This is a genomic window from Stenotrophomonas maltophilia R551-3 (genome assembly GCF_000020665.1).
GTDB classification, from domain to species: domain Bacteria; phylum Pseudomonadota; class Gammaproteobacteria; order Xanthomonadales; family Xanthomonadaceae; genus Stenotrophomonas; species Stenotrophomonas maltophilia_L.
Genome location: NC_011071.1, coordinates 1,018,113 through 1,037,150, shown reverse-complemented (window position 1 = coordinate 1,037,150; position 19,038 = coordinate 1,018,113). Strand labels below are relative to the sequence as shown.

Annotated in this window: 20 protein-coding genes and 1 tRNA gene; 10 read left to right on the top strand and 11 right to left on the bottom strand. The window is 65.6% G+C overall.

Annotated elements, in window-relative coordinates:
* Window positions 1-25 precede the first annotated feature (25 nt).
* The 10 genes from SMAL_RS21080 to SMAL_RS04560 all read left to right on the top strand — a co-directional run bounded on the left by SMAL_RS21080 (window position 26) and on the right by SMAL_RS04560 (window position 9,754).
* Complete coding sequence (locus tag SMAL_RS21080; protein WP_198283154.1) at window positions 26-604, top strand: phage tail protein I; 579 nt, start codon at window positions 26-28, stop codon at window positions 602-604.
* Window positions 605-611: 7 nt separating this feature from the next.
* Complete coding sequence (locus SMAL_RS04600; protein ID WP_012510232.1) at window positions 612-2,582, top strand: tail fiber domain-containing protein; 1,971 nt, start codon at window positions 612-614, stop codon at window positions 2,580-2,582.
* Window position 2,583: 1 nt separating this feature from the next.
* Window positions 2,584-3,243, top strand: coding sequence for a hypothetical protein (locus tag SMAL_RS04595; protein ID WP_012510231.1), 660 nt, complete (start codon window positions 2,584-2,586; stop codon window positions 3,241-3,243).
* A gap of 106 nt (window positions 3,244-3,349) precedes the next feature.
* On the top strand, window positions 3,350-4,552 hold the full coding sequence (locus SMAL_RS04590) for a phage tail sheath C-terminal domain-containing protein (RefSeq protein WP_012510230.1): 1,203 nt from the start codon (window positions 3,350-3,352) through the stop codon (window positions 4,550-4,552).
* A 2-nt stretch (window positions 4,553-4,554) separates the two neighbouring features.
* Window positions 4,555-5,058, top strand: a complete 504-nt coding sequence (locus SMAL_RS04585; protein WP_012510229.1) for a phage major tail tube protein — start codon at window positions 4,555-4,557, stop codon at window positions 5,056-5,058.
* Between the two features lie 80 nt (window positions 5,059-5,138).
* Window positions 5,139-5,429, top strand: a complete 291-nt coding sequence (locus tag SMAL_RS04580) for a phage tail assembly protein (protein ID WP_005412456.1) — start codon at window positions 5,139-5,141, stop codon at window positions 5,427-5,429.
* 120 nt (window positions 5,430-5,549) lie between these two features.
* A complete protein-coding gene (locus tag SMAL_RS04575) occupies window positions 5,550-8,021 on the top strand; it encodes a phage tail tape measure protein (RefSeq protein WP_012510228.1) in 2,472 nt (823 codons plus the stop codon).
* Between the two features lie 2 nt (window positions 8,022-8,023).
* A complete protein-coding gene (locus SMAL_RS04570; protein ID WP_012510227.1) occupies window positions 8,024-8,491 on the top strand; it encodes a phage tail protein in 468 nt (155 codons plus the stop codon).
* A complete protein-coding gene (locus tag SMAL_RS04565) occupies window positions 8,475-8,690 on the top strand; it encodes a tail protein X (RefSeq protein WP_012510226.1) in 216 nt (71 codons plus the stop codon). Before SMAL_RS04570 ends, SMAL_RS04565 begins: the two co-directional genes overlap by 17 nt.
* Window positions 8,681-9,754 (top strand): phage late control D family protein, encoded by a 1,074-nt coding sequence (locus SMAL_RS04560; protein ID WP_012510225.1) that lies wholly within the window; start codon window positions 8,681-8,683, stop codon window positions 9,752-9,754. Before SMAL_RS04565 ends, SMAL_RS04560 begins: the two co-directional genes overlap by 10 nt.
* 31 nt (window positions 9,755-9,785) lie before the next feature.
* Here the strand turns inward: SMAL_RS04560 and SMAL_RS04555 are convergent, their stop codons facing one another.
* The 11 genes from SMAL_RS04555 to fabD form a co-directional block, all read right to left on the bottom strand.
* The gene (locus tag SMAL_RS04555) at window positions 9,786-10,166 is read right to left on the bottom strand and encodes a tautomerase family protein (protein WP_012510224.1); all 381 of its coding nucleotides are present in this window, start codon (window positions 10,164-10,166) and stop codon (window positions 9,786-9,788) included.
* A gap of 252 nt (window positions 10,167-10,418) precedes the next feature.
* Window positions 10,419-10,493, bottom strand: a tRNA-Val gene (locus SMAL_RS04550).
* A gap of 169 nt (window positions 10,494-10,662) precedes the next feature.
* Window positions 10,663-11,016, bottom strand: a complete 354-nt coding sequence (locus tag SMAL_RS04545; RefSeq protein WP_004146965.1) for a PilZ domain-containing protein — start codon at window positions 11,014-11,016, stop codon at window positions 10,663-10,665.
* Window positions 11,013-11,969 (bottom strand): DNA polymerase III subunit delta', encoded by a 957-nt coding sequence (locus tag SMAL_RS04540; RefSeq protein ID WP_012510223.1) that lies wholly within the window; start codon window positions 11,967-11,969, stop codon window positions 11,013-11,015. Before SMAL_RS04540 ends, SMAL_RS04545 begins: the two co-directional genes overlap by 4 nt.
* Complete coding sequence (gene tmk, locus SMAL_RS04535; RefSeq protein WP_012510222.1) at window positions 11,966-12,631, bottom strand: dTMP kinase; 666 nt, start codon at window positions 12,629-12,631, stop codon at window positions 11,966-11,968. The genes SMAL_RS04540 and tmk overlap by 4 nt, the downstream gene beginning before the upstream one ends.
* Window positions 12,628-13,689 carry an endolytic transglycosylase MltG gene (gene mltG, locus SMAL_RS04530; protein WP_012510221.1) on the bottom strand — a complete coding sequence of 354 codons (1,062 nt, stop codon included), beginning with the start codon at window positions 13,687-13,689 and terminating at the stop codon, window positions 12,628-12,630. Before mltG ends, tmk begins: the two co-directional genes overlap by 4 nt.
* Window positions 13,690-13,886: 197 nt before the next feature.
* The gene (locus SMAL_RS04525; RefSeq protein ID WP_012510220.1) at window positions 13,887-15,251 is read right to left on the bottom strand and encodes an aminodeoxychorismate synthase component I; all 1,365 of its coding nucleotides are present in this window, start codon (window positions 15,249-15,251) and stop codon (window positions 13,887-13,889) included.
* A 92-nt stretch (window positions 15,252-15,343) separates the two neighbouring features.
* The gene (gene fabF, locus SMAL_RS04520) at window positions 15,344-16,606 is read right to left on the bottom strand and encodes a beta-ketoacyl-ACP synthase II (RefSeq protein ID WP_012510219.1); all 1,263 of its coding nucleotides are present in this window, start codon (window positions 16,604-16,606) and stop codon (window positions 15,344-15,346) included.
* Window positions 16,607-16,749: 143 nt separating this feature from the next.
* Window positions 16,750-16,989 (bottom strand): acyl carrier protein, encoded by a 240-nt coding sequence (gene acpP / locus SMAL_RS04515; RefSeq protein WP_012510218.1) that lies wholly within the window; start codon window positions 16,987-16,989, stop codon window positions 16,750-16,752.
* Window positions 16,990-17,141: 152 nt separating this feature from the next.
* Window positions 17,142-17,885 (bottom strand): 3-oxoacyl-ACP reductase FabG, encoded by a 744-nt coding sequence (gene fabG / locus SMAL_RS04510; protein ID WP_004146899.1) that lies wholly within the window; start codon window positions 17,883-17,885, stop codon window positions 17,142-17,144.
* 82 nt (window positions 17,886-17,967) lie between these two features.
* Window positions 17,968-18,912, bottom strand: coding sequence for an ACP S-malonyltransferase (gene fabD, locus SMAL_RS04505; RefSeq protein ID WP_012510217.1), 945 nt, complete (start codon window positions 18,910-18,912; stop codon window positions 17,968-17,970).
* Window positions 18,913-19,038 lie beyond the last annotated feature (126 nt).

Sequence of the window (19,038 nt, the reverse complement as noted above, 5' to 3'; positions counted from 1 at the left end):
GCTCGGCACCGCGCCGATGCCGGGGATGGTGATAGATGGCGAGGCCAGGGTAAATGTCCCGGTCGCCGCCAACCTGCTGCCGCCCAATGCTACCCACGCCGAACGTGGCCTGGCAGGCTCCATCGTCGCTCGATCATTGCCGGTGGATATCACCGCACTGTGGGATGCCGACCGCTGTCCGGCTGCACTGCTGCCCTGGCTGGCCTGGGCGCTGTCGGTCGACGAATGGAAAGCCTACTGGCCCGAAGCTGTGAAGCGCGCCCGGGTGCGTACGGCCATCGCCATCCAGCGACGCAAGGGTACCGCCGGCAGCGTGCGTGACGTGGTGGCCGCCTTCGGTGGCTCGGTGCTGATCCGCGAGTGGTGGCAGCTGCAGCCCAAGGGCGCACCGCACACCTTCGAAGCGGTGATGACCATCGCCAACCAGGATGGCCAGTCCGCCACGGCGATGTTCGTCGAGGACGTCATCGGCGAAATCACCCGGACCAAGCCGGTGCGCTCGCATTTCACCTTTACCCAGGGCATGCAGGCCGACGCCGCCATCGGTGCACTTGCAGCCGCCCACGCCACGGCCTTCCGCCGCCTTCAACTGATCGGAGAGTAACCCCCGCATGCGCTTGAAAATCACCGATGCCGGCTTCGCCAAGCTGGTCAATCCGCCGAATACCGGCACCAACGCCGTCCTGATCACCCAGATCGGCCTGACCTCGACCGCCTTCGTGCCTTCGGCGGGGCTCACCCTGCTGCCAGGCGAGATCAAGCGTGTGGCCAGCTTCGGCGGCCAGGCAGTGGGCGATGACACCGTGCACGTCACGATCCGCGACGACAGCGCAACAGCCTACACGCTGCGCGGGTTCGGCCTGTACCTGGCTGACGGCACTCTGTTCGCCAGCTACGGCCAGGCCGATCCGATCATGGAGAAGTCGGCCGCATCGATGCTGCTGCTTGCCACCGACACCCGATTCACCGAGGTGGACACCACGCTGATCCAGTTCGGTGACGCCGGCTTCATCTATCCGCCTGCAACCACCGAGGTCGTGGGTGTGGTCGAGCTCGCCACCACAACCGAGGCGGAAGACGCAGCAGACACCCAGCGCGCAGTGACACCACGCGGCCTGCGTGCGTTCACCGACAAGCGCTTCGGCGGCCCTGCCCCTACTGCACTGGCGAAGACGCTGCTGGCTGCGTCCAGCACCGCAGCAGCCCGCACGGCTCTGGAACTGAAGAGCGCCGCGCTGAAGGACACCGGCCATGGCAATGGCCTGGACGCTGACACCCTGGATGGCAAGCACGCCTCTGCATTTGCGCTGGCCGGTGATTTCGCCACGGTGGGCCACAAGCATGTGATCGCCGACGTGACCGGGCTGCAGTCAGCGCTGGATGGCAAGGCGTCCAAGGCAGGTAATACCTTCACCGACCAGCAGTTCATCAGTGGACCCTATCCATTGCTGGGCTTTGGTGTTTCCGGTTCCGAGCAGTCCTTCATCGGTGGCTGGGGCAACTCCAGCCTGTGGCGTGTGTGGAGCTCAGACCGCAGTGCCAGCAGCGAAATCACCATCAAGCATGGGGACGCTCCTCGCTGGAACGGCTCGACGATGTGGCATGCGGGGAACTTCGTGCCCGATGCAAAGATGGACAAAACTGGTGGAATCTTCAGCGGCCATGTTGCGGTAAACGGCAACTCACTTCGCTCCTACGGCTGGAACAATGTTGCCAACGATGGTGTCTTGGTCCTGGGTGATACCAGCTCATACATCTTCAAGAATGGGCCCAATTTCACCTTCTCCAACTCCGCTGGTGGCTATGGCGCGACGCTGAACGCAGGCGGCACGATCTGGACCAGCGGAAACTTCGATCCTGCCGCCAAGGTCAACAAGGCCGGAGACGTCATGAGTGGCACGCTGAACATGTACGTGGGACAGGGCAGCACCCAGGTCGTGCACCAGCGATTTGGTTGGGCCAACAACGTGACCCGTTGGGCAACTGCGATGGAAGCTGACGCGACGTTGTCGCTCTACTCCTACGATTTCAATGGTGGATCGCCGACTCAGCGTGCGAATTTCAGCAATATCCAGTACAGGGAGAACACCTTCGTAGGGGGCATTAATTCCACTGGCGCAAGCGCAGCGTTTGTCATCAAGGATCGCGGGAACGCAAACCGAGAATTCCATATCTACAACACGGATAACGTACTCCGGATATGGTCTTCCACCGCCCAAGGCGTTGATCGACTAACGTTGACCAGTGCCGGTGCTCTGGCAACGAGTGGTGGCTACGACTTCGGATCTTCCCGCAAGCTGAAGAACATCGAGGGGGCGCTGCCCTACGGCCTGGCCGCTGTCGAGCAGATGGAACTGGCGGCCGGCCACTACAAGCCCGAGTACAACGACGACGGGCGTCGCCGCCTGTTCTTCGTCGCCGAGCAGTTGGCCGAAGTGGTCCCGGAAGCTGTCGACCTGGAAGGTGTCGAGTTCCAGGGCGAGCGCGTGGCATCGGTCAAGCTCGACCAGCTGCTGCCGGTCATGGCCAAGGCCATCCAGGAACTGGCCGCCGAAGTGCGCGCGCTGAAAGCGGAGCGCTGACATGCCCAGTGGATACCGCTCCGCAGGCGCCGATTTCGACGATCTGTTCGATCCCTACGTGGAAGGCCCCATCGCACAGGATTGCGGTCGGCGTGTAGGCGGCACCGACCTCAGTCGTCGCTATGCCCACATCCAGTACGGCAGCAAGCGTGCTGACGTAGGCCATCGCATCAATGGCATGGACGTGTCCAACCTGTGGGCGGCTCGCGGCAGCGCCACCTACAGGCTGCCGTTCCATGGCAAGGGCTACTCGGCAAGCAACGGTGCCAAGACCAACTCCACCGGCTCCGTGTCGGCAACCGTCTCAATCCTGATATACGCCGACGGTACCTATGCCATCCGCACTGGCGTTGCCGGTGGCGGCAATGGAGGCAGCTCAGTAGCAGCGTCGGGCCGGTGGCTTCCGGCAGGTGCAAGCGTTTCCGAGTACGAAGTGCAGATCACCGGCTCCTCGCCTGCTAAAGCCTCTTTCAGCACGAGTGCTCCCTCGTTCGTGCAGGCATCGGCGGCTCCGTCGGCAGGCGTGTCGATCAGCGTCCCTGCCAGGTCCGCCAGCTACGAATCGGACAGCGTCAGCATTTCCGTCGCGCTGCGCCGTGCCGGCGGGAACGCACAGGTTTCCACCTTCAGCGCCAGCGTCAGCGCCTCCGGCTGGGTCTGATCAATCAGCGGACCACCGCTGCAATTATCGCGATAACCACATTTTCCGAAGATATACCCGTCGCCTGCATCTGCAGGCACACCACCACACCGAGGAACCTCTCCGAATGACCGAATTTCTCCACGGCGTACAGGTCGTCAACATCGACACCGGTGCGCGCTCGATCGCTGTTGCATCCACCAGCGTGATCGGCATCGTCGGCACCGCACCGCTGGCTGATACCGAAGCGTTCCCCATCAACACTCCCGTCCTGGTGACCTCACCGTCGCAGGCCGCCAAGCTGTCGGCCAAGGCCGGCGCCGAAGCCGGCACCCTGCCAGGCGCACTCGATGCGATCTTCGATCAGTCCAGTGCTGTCGTCGTCGTCATCCGCGTCGAGAACGGCGCCAACGAAAGTGCCACCCTGGCCAACGTGCTCGGCGGCGTGGACGCACAGACCGGTGACTACAAGGGCGTGCATGCCCTGCTGGCGGCCAAGTCCATCGTTGGCGTCAAGCCGCGCATCCTGGTCGCACCGGGCTTCACCCATGTGCACCCCACCGATCCGGCCAAGCCGGACGCCGTACTGGCTAACCCGGTTGTGGCCGAACTGCTCGGCATCGCCGACAAACTGCGCGCGGTGATCATCAAGGACGGCCCGAACAGCACCGACGACGCTGCCAAGAGCACCACCGCCCTGACCGGTTCCAAGCGCGTCTACGTGGTCGACCCGGCGCTGCTGGTGCAGTCCGGTGAGGCCATCGTCACCCGCTACGCCTCCGGTGCCGTGGCCGGCGCCATCGCCCGCAGCGACAACGAACGCGGCTGGTGGGCGTCGCCGTCGAACCTGGAACTCAACGGCGTGGTCGGTACCGCGCGTGCCATCGACTTCGGACTGTCCGACGCGACCAGCCGCGCCAACCTGCTCAACCAGTCGAACGTGGCCACGGTCATCCGCGAAGGAGGCTTCCGCCTTTGGGGCAACCGCACCACCAGCATCGACCAGAAGTGGCAGTTCCTGTGCGTGGTCCGCACTGCCGACATCATTGCCGACAGTCTCGAGGCTGCCCATCTGTGGGCCGTCGATCGCGGCATCAGCAAGACCTACGTCGATGACGTGCGCGAGGGTGTCAACGCCTTCCTGCGCGGCCTGAAGACCCAGGGCGCGATCCTCGGCGGCAACTGCTGGATCGACCCGGAACTGAACGCAGCGGACAGCGTGGCACAGGGCCGTTTCTACTGGGACTTCGACTTCACCCCGACCTACCCGGGTGAGCAGCTGACCTTCCGCATGCACATGAACAACAACTACGTCTCGGAGATCTTCTAAGCATGGCGCGCAAGATCCGCAAAAACTTCAACTTCTACGTCGACGGCAAGGGCTATGCCGGCAGCGTGATGTCCTTCACCGCACCGAAGCTGTCGCTGAAGACCGAGGACTTCCAGGCCGGCGGCATGCTCGCCCCGACCGAGATCGTGCTCGGCCATGAAAAGCTGACCGCCGAGGTCGAGTTCGCCTCCGACGACGCGGAGATCATGAGCAAGTTCCACGTCGTTGAAAGCAAGGAATACGGCTTCACCGCCCGCGAGGCGCTGGAAGGCGATGACGGCGAAGTGACCCAGGTCGTGCACAACATGCGCGGCAAGCTGAAGCTGCTGGACCGTGGTGAAACCAAGGTCGGCGAGAAGGGCACGATCAAGGTCAGCCTGGCGCTGAGCTACTACAAGCTGACCCATGGCGCCCAGGTCGTGCAGGAGATCGACGTGGTCAACATGATCGCCCGCCAAGGTGGCGTCGACGTCCTGGCCGGCATCCGCGGCGCGCTGGGCATCTGAGCCCACGCCGCACCGAAGAACCCGGGGGCGCCTCGCGCCCCCGCATCCATCGCACTGCATCGAATTCCAGGAACGCCTCCATGTCCAGCAAGACCAAGACCCCCACCGACACCGTCATCGAGCGCGATGGCTTTGCCGAGATCACCCTCACCCGCCCGCGCCAGGTCAACGGCATGGAGACCGCCGTGCTGCGCATGCGTGAACCGACCGTGGAAGACATGGAGCGCTACCAGGACGACAAGGGCAGCGACGCCCAGCGTGAGGTGCGGATGATCGCCAACCTGTGCGAGATCTCGCCGGACGACGTGCGCAAGATGCCGCTGCGCGACTACGCCCGACTGCAGGCAGGCGTGGCACTTTTTACCACCTGACCCTGCCGCAGATCAGGCAGGGAGTGCTTGCCCTGGCCGGACATACCGGCTGGGGCCTGCGCGAGATCATGACGCTGCGGGTGTCGAAGTTCATCTGGTGGATTCAGGGGTTGCCGGTACATGGCCAATAACGTTCAAACGACAACGATCACGATCGGCGGCTCGGTGTCCAAATCGCTGAAGGACGCATTGTCCTTCGCCAACGATGGCATCAAGCGCATCGGCACCGAGTTGACACTGCTGGACCGCAGGCTTGCCCGTCTGAGCACGACGAGCAAGGAATACGCTCGCATGCGTACACAGGTCGACGCGCTGCGTGCCTCGCAGGAGGCACTGGAGAGCATCGAGGCAAAGCGTACCGCCAATCTGGAGAAGCGCGAGAAGCTCGGCTCGGCATTCGGCGAGGCACGTGGTGCGCTTGGCACGGCCGTTACCGCGCTGGCCAAGCCGGTAGAGAACGCCTCCGGCTTCGCTCGCCAGAACCAGCAGATCGGCGTGGCGGCCAACCTCAGCCGGGCCCAGGTGAGCGCACTGGGGCAGGCCATCCTGGAACAGTCGCGTGCAACCAACCAAGGCGCCGACACGCTGCAGCGCTCGATCAGGCTGATGATCGACGCCGGCATGGATGCGCAATCAGCCCAGGCCAGCCTGGGCGCGATCGGGCGGACCACCACCGTCACCGGCGCCAGCATCGATGATGTGGCCCAGGCCGCGGCCGCCCTGCAGCAGTCGTTCAATATCGATCCCTCGCGCATGCAGAGCGCGCTGGATGTGCTGGTCGTCAACAGCCGGCAGGGCGGCCTGGGCCTGAAGGACATGGCCGAAGTGCTGCCCACCCTGGGTTCGTCGTTCGAAGCGATGAAGCTGCAGGGCACCTCGGCGGCCGCCACCCTCGGCGCCGCCCTGCAGGCCACGCTGGATTCGGCCGGCGGCGCCGACAAGGCCGCCAGCAACATGAAGAACTTCATGTCGTCCGTCCTGTCGCCGGAGCTGCAGAACAAGGCGAAGAAGAGCCTCAACCTGGATCTGCGCAAGATCATCGGTGACGCACAGACCGACGGTGGCAATCCCTTCGATGCGGCCATGCAGGGAATCATCCAGGCCACCGCAGGCGACCAGAAGAAGATCGGCACCCTGTTCAGCGATGCACAGGCGAAGAACTTCGTCCAGCCGATGATCGAGAACTGGGATACCTACATCCGCGTCCGCGACAAGGCCTTGAATGGATCGGCGGGTACCACCGATGCGGCGTATGCCGATGCGATGCAGACCGATCCGCAGAAAATCGAAGGCGCCAAGATCGCTGTGGACAACCTGTCCAAGGCCTTCGGTGCGGCGCTGCTGCCGGCGGTGGGCGAGGCTGCGGTCAAACTGACCGAACTGTTGAACGGGGTCACCTCGTTCGTGCAGGAAAACCCGAAGCTGATCGCCAACGCCACGCAGATCGTGGTCGGCATGCTGGGCATGCGCACGGCGGTGCTCGGCGCACGCTACGCCTGGACGTTCCTGCAGGGCCCGATCCTGGGCGTACAGAAGGCCTTCCAGCTGTTCCGGGGTGGCAGCCTGCTGGCACAGATGGGGCGCTTCGGGCCGATGGCCATGCGCCTGGCGTCGGGCTTCCGTGTGGTTGCCACTGCGGTGGCGGCCATCGGTGGCGGGCCGATCACGATCGCCATCGCAGCGATCACCGCAGGCGCCATCCTGGTGCGCAAGTACTGGGAGCCGATCAAGGCATTCCTGGGCGGCGTCTGGGACGGCCTGAGCGGTGCAGGCACCGCGGCGATGGGTGAACTGATGCGCGCGGTTGAACCACTGCGCCCCGCCTGGGAAGTCATGAGCGGGCTGATCGGCCAGGCGTGGGACTGGCTGTCGAAGATGCTTGCACCTGCACAGTACACCGGCAACGAACTGTCACGCGTTGCCCAGATCGGCAGCTTCCTCGGTACCGTTCTGATGGAAGGCCTGAGAATGAACATCCAGCTCATCAGCGGCTTGGTGCAGTACGTCGTCTGGATGGGCAACGTGTACACGACCGTCGCGAGCGGGATCGGCAGCGTAATGAGCATGATGTGGACCGCGATCAAGTCCGGTGCCGAATCCCTGTTCAACTGGCTCGTTCCGAAGCTGGATTTCCTCATGCCCTACGTCGAGAAGCTGATGGGGTTCGTCGAAGGAGGCATTGGCAAGGTCAGTGCGCTGGTCGGCAAGGGCCTGGACTTCGGGAAGGAGGTGCTTGCCGGTGGTGCGGAAGCGATCGGCAACGGCATGGTGGGTTACACCAACATGCGGGCGGGCGGCCGAGGTGGCCTGGATGACGCCGTGGGCCTGGTCGGCGACGTCGCCACGTTGGACGCGCCGGGGGCGCGCAAGCGATGGGGAGGCATCAGCGAGGCCGCTCGGGGTCGTACCGCACCCGACATGCCATCGCCCTCCCCGCGCGGTGTCACCACCGTGCAGCAACAACAGACCAACAACATCACCATCCACCAGCAACCCGGTGAATCCAGCGAATCGGTGGCACGTCGCACGGCCGACGAACTGCAGCGCCGCAACGCGGTTGCTGCCCGTGGCGGCCTGGCAGACAGGAACTAAGCATGAAGCGCGAGTTCGTAACCGCATCCATCGACAAGCTGTTGTCCAGTTTCCAGAGCAACGACTCCGGCAACGCCCCGGTGCTGCTGATGCTGGGCGGCTTCAAGTTCAGCCTCAACACCGCCGTGTTCCAGGAGATCCAGCAGAGCAACGAATATGGCTGGGCAGCCCAGGAGCGCATCGGGCAGATGGCCGCCCTGCAGTACACCGGCCCTGGCAAGGCCAGCATGACGCTGCCCGGCATCATCCACTATCAGTTCCGGGGTGCCGGCAATGAGCTCTCGCAGCTGCGCAAGCTGGCGGCACAGGGCAAGCCCCAGCGGCTGCTGACCGGCAAGGGCGGAAACCTGGGCCTGTGGGTCATCGACAAGATCGATGCCACCGCCTCCGGATTCACCGTCGATGCGGGAATCCAGCGGCAAGAATTCACCCTCTCCCTGCGGAAGCACAGCGATGGCACGAACGTATAACACCCGCGACGGCGACGTCGTTGACCGCATCGCGTATGCGCACTATGGCGAACAATCACCGGCCATCCTGCGCGCGGTGTTCGACGCCAACCCGGGGCTTGCCGCACGCGGCGCGGTACTACCCGCGGGCATGGCGATCACCCTGCCGGATGTGCAGCGCCCAGCAAGCGAGCGCAAGGGGGTGGCCCTGTGGGACTGAACATCACACCTACCTTCCGCGTGGTGGCCAACAACCAGGACATCACCGACATCATCAGATCGCGCTTCAAGTCGCTGCGGATCACCGACGAGACCGACAACAACTCGGACATGCTGGAACTGCAACTGGCCGACCATGATCCTTCCGATCCGATCCAGCTGCCGCCGGCAGGCGCGGAGCTGGAAGCCTTCATCGGCTACGACGGTGAAGTGCGGCGCATGGGCCTGTACATCTGCGACGAAGTGGAGATTTCCGGCTACCCGGGCAGCATGACCCTGCGCGCGCGCGCCGCGCCGTTCGAGGCCAGCAAGGGTGGCAAGAATGAGCTGCAGACACAGAAGACGCGCACCTGGAAGAAGGGCACGACGATCGGTGGCATGGTGCAGCGCATGGCCGCCGAGCACGGACTGAGCGCCGCCGTGAGTGGATCGCTTGCGTCCATCGTGCTTCCGCTGACGGTGCAGTCGCAGGAATCGGACATGAACCTGCTGCTGCGCATGGCCAAGCAGCACGATGCCATCGCCAAGCCGGGCGGCGGCCGCCTGATGTTCGTCAAACGGGGCGACTCCACCAGTGCCAGCGGTGAGCGCATTCCCGACGTCACCCTGACCCCCGCCGATGGCAGCAGCTACAAAGTGAGCATCGTCTCACGCGAGAAAACCGGCACCACCATTGCCTACTACCGCGATGTACGTGGTGCCACGCGCCAGGAGGTGAAGTTGGGCAGCGGTGAACCGATCGTGCGCCTGCGCATGGCCTACGCCGACCGCGAAGCCGCCGAAGCCGCAGCGCGCGCCAAGCATCAGGAACAAGCCCGGCAGACGCGTACGCTCAGCTACACCCTGCCCGGCCGCGAGACGCTGATGGCCGAAGCCACGGTGGTGATGCAGGGCTTCCGCGATGGCGTGGATGGGCAGTGGCTGGTCAAGCGCGCCGAGCACAACATCAGCCACGATGGCTACGTGACCAGCATCGAGTGCGAACAACCCAACAGTGCCGATGCAGTGAAGGCGGCCCGCAGTGCCGCAGCCACCGAAGGCGAGCAGGTCGGCAGCGAGGTGTAGATCCACGCCATGCGTGGATGCGCTTCGCGCATCAACTCACGTACTGCGCCTGCCCATTGCCGAACGACCAGTTCTCCTTCTTCACTTCCACCAGGTTGATGAACACATCCTCGCGGCGAATGCCCACCGCCGCGTGCAGGCCATCGGCGATGCCGGCGTACAGCGCCTTCTTCTGCTCCAGCGTGCGCCCTTCGTTCCAGGTGATCTGGATGCAGATGAAGTCGTCGGTGCGGTCCACGCCCAGGTAGCCGGGATCGTAGATCAGCGTGCCCGGCGCGTGCTCCTGGAAGATCTGGAAGCGATCGTTCTCCGGCACGCCCACCGCGCGCAGGGCCTGGTAGATGGTTTCGCCGACGCGCTGCAGGTAGTCGGCGGATTTACCTTTGCGAACATCGATGCGGGCGAGCGGCATGGTGGCACTCCAGCGTGGATGGGTACGGCGACAGGCTGAGACTACGCCTGCCCGGGGCGGCGGAACAGCGCATGGATGGAACCCTCTGCCCGCATCGGTGAAGTGCGTCCCAGAGCGCGCCGCGCGGTTGCGGGAGATGGTGGATCGCGCCGTCAACGATGGCGCTGCACGGTGCCTGCTGCAGGAAAGCCGCACTGATGTCCAGGCAACAAAAAAGCCCCCATTGCTGGAGGCTTCTTTCGTTCTGCAACATGGTGGGCGGTACAGGGATCGAACCTGTGACCCTTGCCGTGTGAAGGCAATGCTCTACCGCTGAGCTAACCGCCCGGTGTTGCTGAGCCGCTCATTATAGGGGATTTTCAGGGGCCGTCAACCGTTTTTCACATTCGTGTTCACGGGTGTTTTCGAGGGCCGCAGTCGAGCATGGCTCGACTCTACAGAAGGGCGGGGTCACGGGTGTTTCGGGGCATGCAGCCGGGCATGGCCCAGCGCCACCTCACATCGTATGCGTCGGCTTGTCCGAGCTGGTCAGGCCGGCCAGCAGCGTCTCGATCTTGTGGCGCACGCCCTCGCCTTCGGCACCGTCGGCCAGCTGCACGCCGATGCCAGCGGTGCGGTTGCCCTGCGCGCCGGCCGGGGTCACCCAGATCACCTTGCCGGCCACCGGCAGGCGCTCGCTGGAATCAGGCAGGGTCAGCAGCAGGAACACCTCGTCGCCCAGGAAGTAGCGCTTGGGCGTGGGCACGAAGATGCCGCCATTCTTCACGAACGGCATGTACGCGCTGTACAGCGCGGCTTTGTCCTTCACAGCCAGGGACAGGATGCCCTGGCGGGCGTTGCTGGCACTCATCGATTTCCCCTTGCGGCAGGCCGCTCGTTCACCTTGTTCCAGGCCAGCAGCAACTCGACCACCGCAAGGTCTGCACGCACCGTGGTGCGCAGCAGGTCGCGGGTGCGGTTAGCCGCATCGAACCAGGCTGCAAGCTTGTGCAATCGCTCCGGCGTGGTCAAGGCATCGGTGCTGGCCTGGGCCAGCGCCAGGTCGGCGGCAAAGCGCAGGCGCAGCGCCGCGTTGTCATCACCGCACCACTTCTGCGCCAGCTCCACCGCGCCGGTCTTGCCGGCGGCCAGCTGCTCCAGTTCGCGGCCCACCTCACGGCGCAGGCTCAGGCCGTCTTCGCGCAGCCAGTTGTCGGCCTGGCCGGGATGGCCGCGCGCGGCGTCCAGGGCTTCGCGCGCGGATGCTTCGCTGTGCCCTTGGTGCTGCAGCCACGCCAGCGCTTCCTCACGCGGCGGCAGCTTGAATTCCAGGCGCTGGCAGCGACTGCGGATGGTCTGCGGCAGGCGCGCCGGGTCGCTGCTTATCAGCCACAGGTAGCGACCGGGCTGCGGCTCTTCCAGTGTTTTCAGCAGCGCGTTGGCCGCCGAACGGTTGATGGCATCGGCCGGGTCGACGATCACCACCTGCGCCACGCCGTACTGCGGGGTCAACGCCAGTTTGTTGGTGATCTCGCGCACCTGCTCGATGACGATCTCGGTGCGCAGCTTGTCGCCACTCTTGTTCGGAATGAAGCTGACCAGCTGCAGGTCCGGATGGGTGCCGGCGGCGATCAGCTGGCGCGTGCGCGTGGCATGCGCGGCATCGCCGCGCGCCAGCACATGGTCGGCAAGGGCCAACGCCACCTCGCGCTTACCCAGTCCGGCCGGGCCACAGATCAGCAGGCCATGGCCGAGCCGATCAGCATCGAGCGCGGCGACCGTCTGTTCGAACGCGCGCTGCTGCCACGGCGAGAACGTGCTCATGCGCCCTCCCCGTCCTGCAGCCAGCGCTCGACGCATGCGACCACATCGGCCGCCACGCGTTCCTGCACCTGTCCGGCATCGATCAACGCAAAGCGCTGCGGATCCTGCTGCGCACGACTGCGGAACACCTCGCGCACGCGCTGGAAGAAGTCGTCCTGCTCGCTTTCGATGCGGTCAGGCCACAGGTCGCGACCATTGGCACGCGCGCGGCCCACAGCAACCTCCACATCCAGCAGCAGGGTCAGGCCCGGCAGCAGGCCCACGGCGCGACGCTCCAGGTCGGCAATCCACTGCAGGTCGAGGCCACGGCCACCGCCCTGGTAGGCGTAGCTGGAATCGGTGAAGCGATCACTCAGCACATAGGCGCCGCGCTGCAGGGCCGGCTGGATCACCTGGCGCACATGCTGCGCGCGTGCAGCGAACACCAGCAGCAACTCGGCTTCGGCGCTGAGCGGCTCGGCGGCGATTTCGGCATCGGGTTTCAGCACCAGGCCGCGGATGCGCTCGGCCAACGGTGTACCACCCGGCTCGCGGGTCAGCACCACTTCGTGGCCGTGGCTGCGCAGGCAATCGCGGATGGCGTTGATGGCGGTGGTCTTGCCCGCGCCCTCGCCACCTTCCAGGCTGACGAAACGGGGATGGCGAAGCAGCGCGGGACTCATTGCGCCGGGGTCTCCTTGGTGCGTTGCTGGCGCAGCTGCTGCAGGTAGCGGGCCACTGCGGCGTTGTGCTGGTCCAGGCTGGGCGAGAACACATGCGCGCCACTGCCATCGCCGACCGCGACGAAGTACAGCGCGTCGCCCGCAGCCGGCTGTGCGGCCGCCATCAGCGCGTCGCGGCTGGGCATGGCGATCGGGGTCGGGGTCAGGCCCGCACGCGTATAGGTGTTGTAGGGCGTATCGGTGGTCAGGTCGCGGCGGCGGATGTTGCCGTCATACGCCGCGCCGATGCCGTAGATCACGGTCGGGTCGGTCTGCAGGCGCATGCCGATCTTCAGGCGGCGCATGAACACCCCGGCAATCTGCGGGCGCTCGCTGGCCAGCGCGGTTTCCTTTTCGATGATCGACGCCATCGTCAGCAGCTCGTAGGGCGTATTGATCGGCAGGTCCGGCGCACGACTTTCCCACGCCTCGTCCAGTGCCTTCTCCATCGCACCGTGGGCGCGCTTGAGCACGTCCAGGTCACTGTCGCCGCGCTGGTAGACATAGGTCTCCGGCAGGAAACGACCTTCCGGATGCTGGCCACCGAAGCCGAGGCGCTGCATCAACGCGGCGTCATCGAGGTTGTCGGTGGTGTGCAGCAGCGGCTCGGCGCGCTTGAGCGCGGCACGCAACTGGCGGATGTTCCAGCCTTCAATGATCGTGACGCGGTGCTGCAGCACCTTGCCGGCGCGCATGCGCAGCAGCAGATCACGCGGGGTCAGGTCGTTGCTGAGCGCGTACTCACCCACCTTCAGTTTGCCGGCCGCATCGAGCTGGCGCGCCAGCAGCTGCCACTGCGCGTCCTGGCCCTCGTCCACGCCGGCGTCGCGCAGCTTGCGCAGCACCGTGTTCATGCCGTCGCCACTGGCGATGACCACGCTTTCGGCGGACGGGGTGATCGGAGCGTCGGCGAACCGGGTCTGCTGGTAGAAGAACCACGCGCCCGCGCCGGCCACGACGGCGGCCAGCACCACCACCAGCGTTACCACGAACAGACACCCGCGCTTGGCTCCCGCCATGGACTACCTCTGAACTCGATTCCGTCGTGCAGGATACCGTGCCGGTGGTGTGGGGTCATGACCGGGGTGGCGCCTGCGTGCCGACCAACGGTCGGCACCCACCCAAACAATGGCTCCCACTGGTACCGGTAGTGCCGGCCGCTGGCCGGCGATCGCGCGGATCATGGGTGCATGAGGTTGCCGGCCAGCGGCCGGAACTACCCCTGCTGGCCGAGCGCGCGCAGCAGGCCGCGGGCCTTGGCGCGGGTCTCGTCCAGTTCCTTGTCCGGGTCCGAGTCGACCACGATGCCGGCGCCGGTGCGGAAGCTCACCTCGTGGCCGTCCACTTCGGCGGTGCGGATCAGGATGTTCAGGTCCAGGTCGCCATCGCGGTTCAGCCAACCGAAGGCGCCGGTGTAGGCACCGCGCGGCACCTGCTCCAGTTCGCTGATGATCTGCATACAGCGCACCTTCGGGCAGCCGGTGATGGTGCCGCCGGGGAAGGTGGCGGCGATCACTTCACCCGGGGTCACGTCTGGACGCAGATGGCCACTGACATTGCTGACGATGTGGTGCACGTGGGCGTAACTTTCCACGGTCATCAGTTCATCGACCACCACGGTACCAGGCAGGCAGATGCGGCCCAGGTCGTTGCGCTCCAGGTCGATCAGCATCACGTGCTCGGCACGCTCCTTCGGGTGGCCGACCAGCTCCTGGATGCGCGCGGCATCGTCATCGCCTTCGAAGCGCGGGCGGGTGCCGGCAATCGGCCGGGTCTGCGCATGGCCGGCGTGCACCGACACCAGCCGTTCCGGCGAGGAACTGACCACGTGGCGGCCGTGCGCGGTGAACAGGCCGGCGAACGGGGCCGGGTTGGCGCGGCGCAGCTGCGCGTACAGCGCCTGGGGACTGACCGGCGCGGCGAACTGTGCGCTCCAGCGCCGCGACAGGTTCACCTGGAACACGTCGCCGGCGCGCAGGTACTCGATCACCCGGCGCACGCCGTCGGTGAAGCGCTGCGGCGCGTCCTCGCCGACCGACTGCGGCGGCAACCAGCCCTGCCCTGCTTCGGGCAGCACGGCCGAGGCCAGTGCCACCAACGCATCCAGCAGCGCATGCTCACCGGCTTCGGCGATGACGAAGCTGGCGTCGTTGTGGTGATCGTGCAGCACCGCCGCCGGGCAGCGCAGCGCCAGCGCGGTCGGGCGACCGTCATCGCGCGCACGCGACGGCAGCACGGTTTCGATCTGGCTGGCCACTTCGTAATCCAGCATCAACGCCCAACCGCCGCGGAACGGCAGGCTGTGGCTGCCGTCATGCGGCAGGCGTTCGCGCTGCCAGGCACGGTCCAGCACCTGCAGGAAGCTGCCGGCCTGCACCACGTCGCGCTGGTCACGCACCCGGCCATCGGCATCCAGCCGCAGGCAATCGCCCTGCGCGGCCAGCAGCAGGCTCCAGCGGCCCTGGGCGGTGCCCGAGGCAGTGGATTCCATCAGCAGCGGGAAGCGCGCCGGGTCGTGCTGCTGCAGGGCCAGCAGGTCGATCGGGTGCGGCAGCGGGTGGATCAGCGGGGCGTGGGTCATGGCGGCCAGTTCGGGGTTCAGATGCACGGAAGCCGCCTTGCGGCGGCTTCTTCGTATGTAAAGTCGAGCATGGCTCGACTCTACAACGTCGGTCAGACGCGCTTGAAGATCAGCGTGCCGTTGGTGCCGCCGAAGCCGAAACCATTCGACATCACCACGTCGACCTTGGCCCGGCGTGCTTCGTTGGGCACGTAGTCCAGGTCGCAGCCTTCGCCCGGCTGCTGCAGGTTGATGGTCGGCGGGATGACGTTGTCCTGCAGCGCCATCACCGAGAAGATCGCTTCCACGCCGCCGGCAGCACCCAGCAGGTGGCCGGTCATCGACTTGGTGGAGCTGACCATCATCTTGTAGGCGTGGTCGCCGAAGGCGGTCTTCATCGCCATGGTTTCGCCCAGGTCACCCAGCGGCGTGGAGGTGCCATGCGCGTTGAGGTAACCGACCTGTTCCGGGGTCACGCCGGCGTCCTTCATGGCCATGACCATGCAGCGCGCGGCGCCTTCGCCGTTCTCGCTCGGGGCGGTCATGTGGTACGCGTCGGAGCTGGCGCCGAAGCCGGCCAGTTCGCAGTAGATCTTCGCGCCACGTGCCTTGGCGTGCTCGTACTCTTCCAGGATCAGGATGCCGGCGCCGTCGCCCAGCACGAAGCCGTCGCGGTCCTTGTCCCACGGGCGCGAGGCCTGTTCCGGAGCGTCATTGCGGGTGCTCATGGCCTTCATCGCGCAGAAGCCGCCCACTGCGGTCGGCGAGGAGCCGCGCTCGGCACCACCGACCACCATCACGTCGGCATCGCCGTACTGGATCATGCGCATCGCGGTACCGATCGAATGGTTCGAGGTCGCGCACGCCGACACCGCCGAGAACGACGGGCCCTTCAGGCCGGTGATGATGCTCAGCTGGCCCGGCAGCATGTTGATGATGGTCTTGGGCACGTAGAAGGGCGAGATCTTCTTGCCCTCGTGGAACTCGATGGTCTGCTCTTCAATGCCGAGCAGGCCGCCGATGCCGGCGCCAACGATGGCGCCCATGCGATCGGCATTGGCTTCGGTGATCTCCAGGCCCGAATCATGCAGGGCCATGAACGAGGCACCGAGGCCGTAATGGATGAACGGGTCCATCTTCTTGGCATCCTTGCCGCTGACCCGGAATTTGCCGAACAGTTCGTTGTCGGCGGTGATGTCGAATCCCTTGACTTCACCTGCAATCTTGGTGGTGAACCGATCCAGATAGGCATCAGAAACGTTGGTCAGCGGACCGATGCCCGAACGGCCATGGGTGATGCCTTCCCAGCTGCTGGCCAGATCATTGCCCAACGGCGAGACGATACCCAGGCCGGTTACGACGACGCGACGCTTCATTGCTGTTTCTCCTGACCCGGATGGTTTCTACGGGTAACTCGGTTTGCTTCGATGTGATGCTCAAACACACGGGGCCGCAACAGCGGCCCCATGGGGTGCGGTGCGCGGCGAGCGTGAGCCCGCGCGCGCACTGCCGTCTGACATCAGGCCTTGACGTGGGCCTTGACGTAGTCGATGGCGGCCTGGACGGTGCTGATCTTCTCGGCTTCTTCGTCCGGGATCTCGCACTCGAATTCTTCTTCCAGGGCCATCACCAGCTCGACGGTGTCCAGCGAGTCAGCGCCCAGGTCATCGACGAACGATGCGCTGGTGGTGACTTCTTCTTCCTTGACGCCAAGCTGTTCGACGACGATTTTCTTGACGCGTTCTTCGATGGTGCTCATGGGATCTCGCTCCAGATGGAGTTGTGGTTCAAAAGTGGTCGCCATCAAAGGCGATGGCCGTGGGATAGTGTAGTGGAAACCAGCGCGGCCTTGCATCGCAGCAAAAACCTCAGCAGATCAACCACTTGCGGCGCAATCCCTGCGCCCCTTGCTTACGGCATGTACATGCCACCGTTCACATGGAGGGTTTCGCCGGTGATGTAACCGGCAGCCGGGCCGGCCAGGAAGGCCACCGCATGGGCGATGTCCTCCGGCGAACCCAGGCGTTCGAGAGCGATGTCGTTGATCAGCGCGGTACGCGCTTCCTCCGGCAACGCCTTGGTCATGTCGGTGTCGATGAAGCCGGGAGCGACCACATTGACGGTGACACCGCGCGAACCGATTTCCTTGGCCAGCGACTTGCTGAAGCCGATGATGCCGGCCTTGGCCGCCGCGTAGTTGGCCTGGCCGGCGTTGCCGGTCACGCCCACCACCGATGCGATGTTGATGATGCGGCCCTTGCGTGCCTTCATCATGCCGCGCATGACCGCCTTGCTGGTGCGGAACACGCTGGTCAGGTTGGTGTCGATGATCGACGCCCAGTCCTCGTCCTTCATGCGCATCAGCAGGTTGTCGCGGGTGATGCCGGCATTGTTGACCAGGATCGAGATCGGGCCGAATTCCTTGGCGATGCCGTCCAGCACGCTGTCCAGCGCGGCAGCGTCGGTCACGTTCAAGGCACGGCCATGACCACCGTGGGCAGCCAGGCGCTCACCGATCGCGGCAGCGCCGGACTCTGTGGTGGCGGTACCGATGACGGTGGCGCCCTGGGCGGCCAGCAGATCGGCGATGGCGGCACCAATGCCGCGGCTGGCACCGGTGACCAGTGCGATTTCACCCTGCAGGGGCTTGCTCATGATGTTTTCCTCAGGCTGGGACGGCCGCCGCGCCCATGCCGCTTGCAGCGGCGACCGGCACGGTCGGCAGGAACAGGGGCAATCAGGCCGACCACGCCTCGTGGGCGCCTTCGAAGTCGCCCGGAGTGGCCAGCGAGCGGCCGTCAATGGCCTTGTCGATGCGCTTGACCAGGCCAGTCAGCACCTTGCCGGGGCCGCATTCGGCGATCCGGGTGACGCCGCGGCCAGCCAGCGCCTGCACGCACCCGGTCCACTGCACCGGCTGGTACAACTGCTGCACCAGCGCGGTGCGGATCGCGTCGATACCGTCATGGACCTTGGCATCGACGTTCTGCACCACCGGCAGCTGCGGTGCCTGCCAGGACAGGCCGGCCATCACTTCGGCCAGGCGGTTGGCGGCTTCACGCATCAGCGGCGTATGCGACGGCACGCTGACCGCCAGCTTGACCGCCTTGCGCACGCCCTTCTCGGCCAGCAGCGCCAGCGCACGGTCGACCGCATCGGCGTCGCCGCCGATCACGATCTGGCCGGGTGAATTGAAGTTGGCCGGCACTACCACCTGGCTGCCCGCAGCTTCGGCACAGACGTCCAGCACCAGCTGGTCCTCGGCGCCGAGCACGGCGGCCATGGCACCGACGCCCGCCGGCGCGGCTTCCTGCATCAGCTGGCCGCGCAGGCGCACCAGGTGCGCACCGTCGTGCAGGCTCAGCGCGCCAGCGGCGACAAGCGCGCTGTACTCGCCCAGGCTGTGACCGGCCAGCACCGACGGGCGCGGACCGCCCACGGCATTCCAGACGCGCCACACGCCGATGCTTGCGGCCAGCAGGGCCGGCTGGGTGTATTCGGTACGGTTGAGCATTTCCTCCGGGCCGCCCTGGGACAGCGCCCACAGGTCGACGCCGGCACCATCGGATGCCTCGGTGAAGGCTTCACGCACCTGCGGGTGCAGTTCGGCCAGCTCGGCCAGCATGCCCACAGACTGCGAGCCCTGGCCGGGGAAGACAAAAGCGAGGGTGGATACGGTCACGCGGTCATCCGCTTGTTGCAATCGAAGCGGGCCATGATAAGGGGGAACATGCCGTGTCGTCTGTACGTGCGCGTATGCACGCGTATGGTCAATGGGGGTCGCAGGGCGCTGGAGATCCGGGGGCAG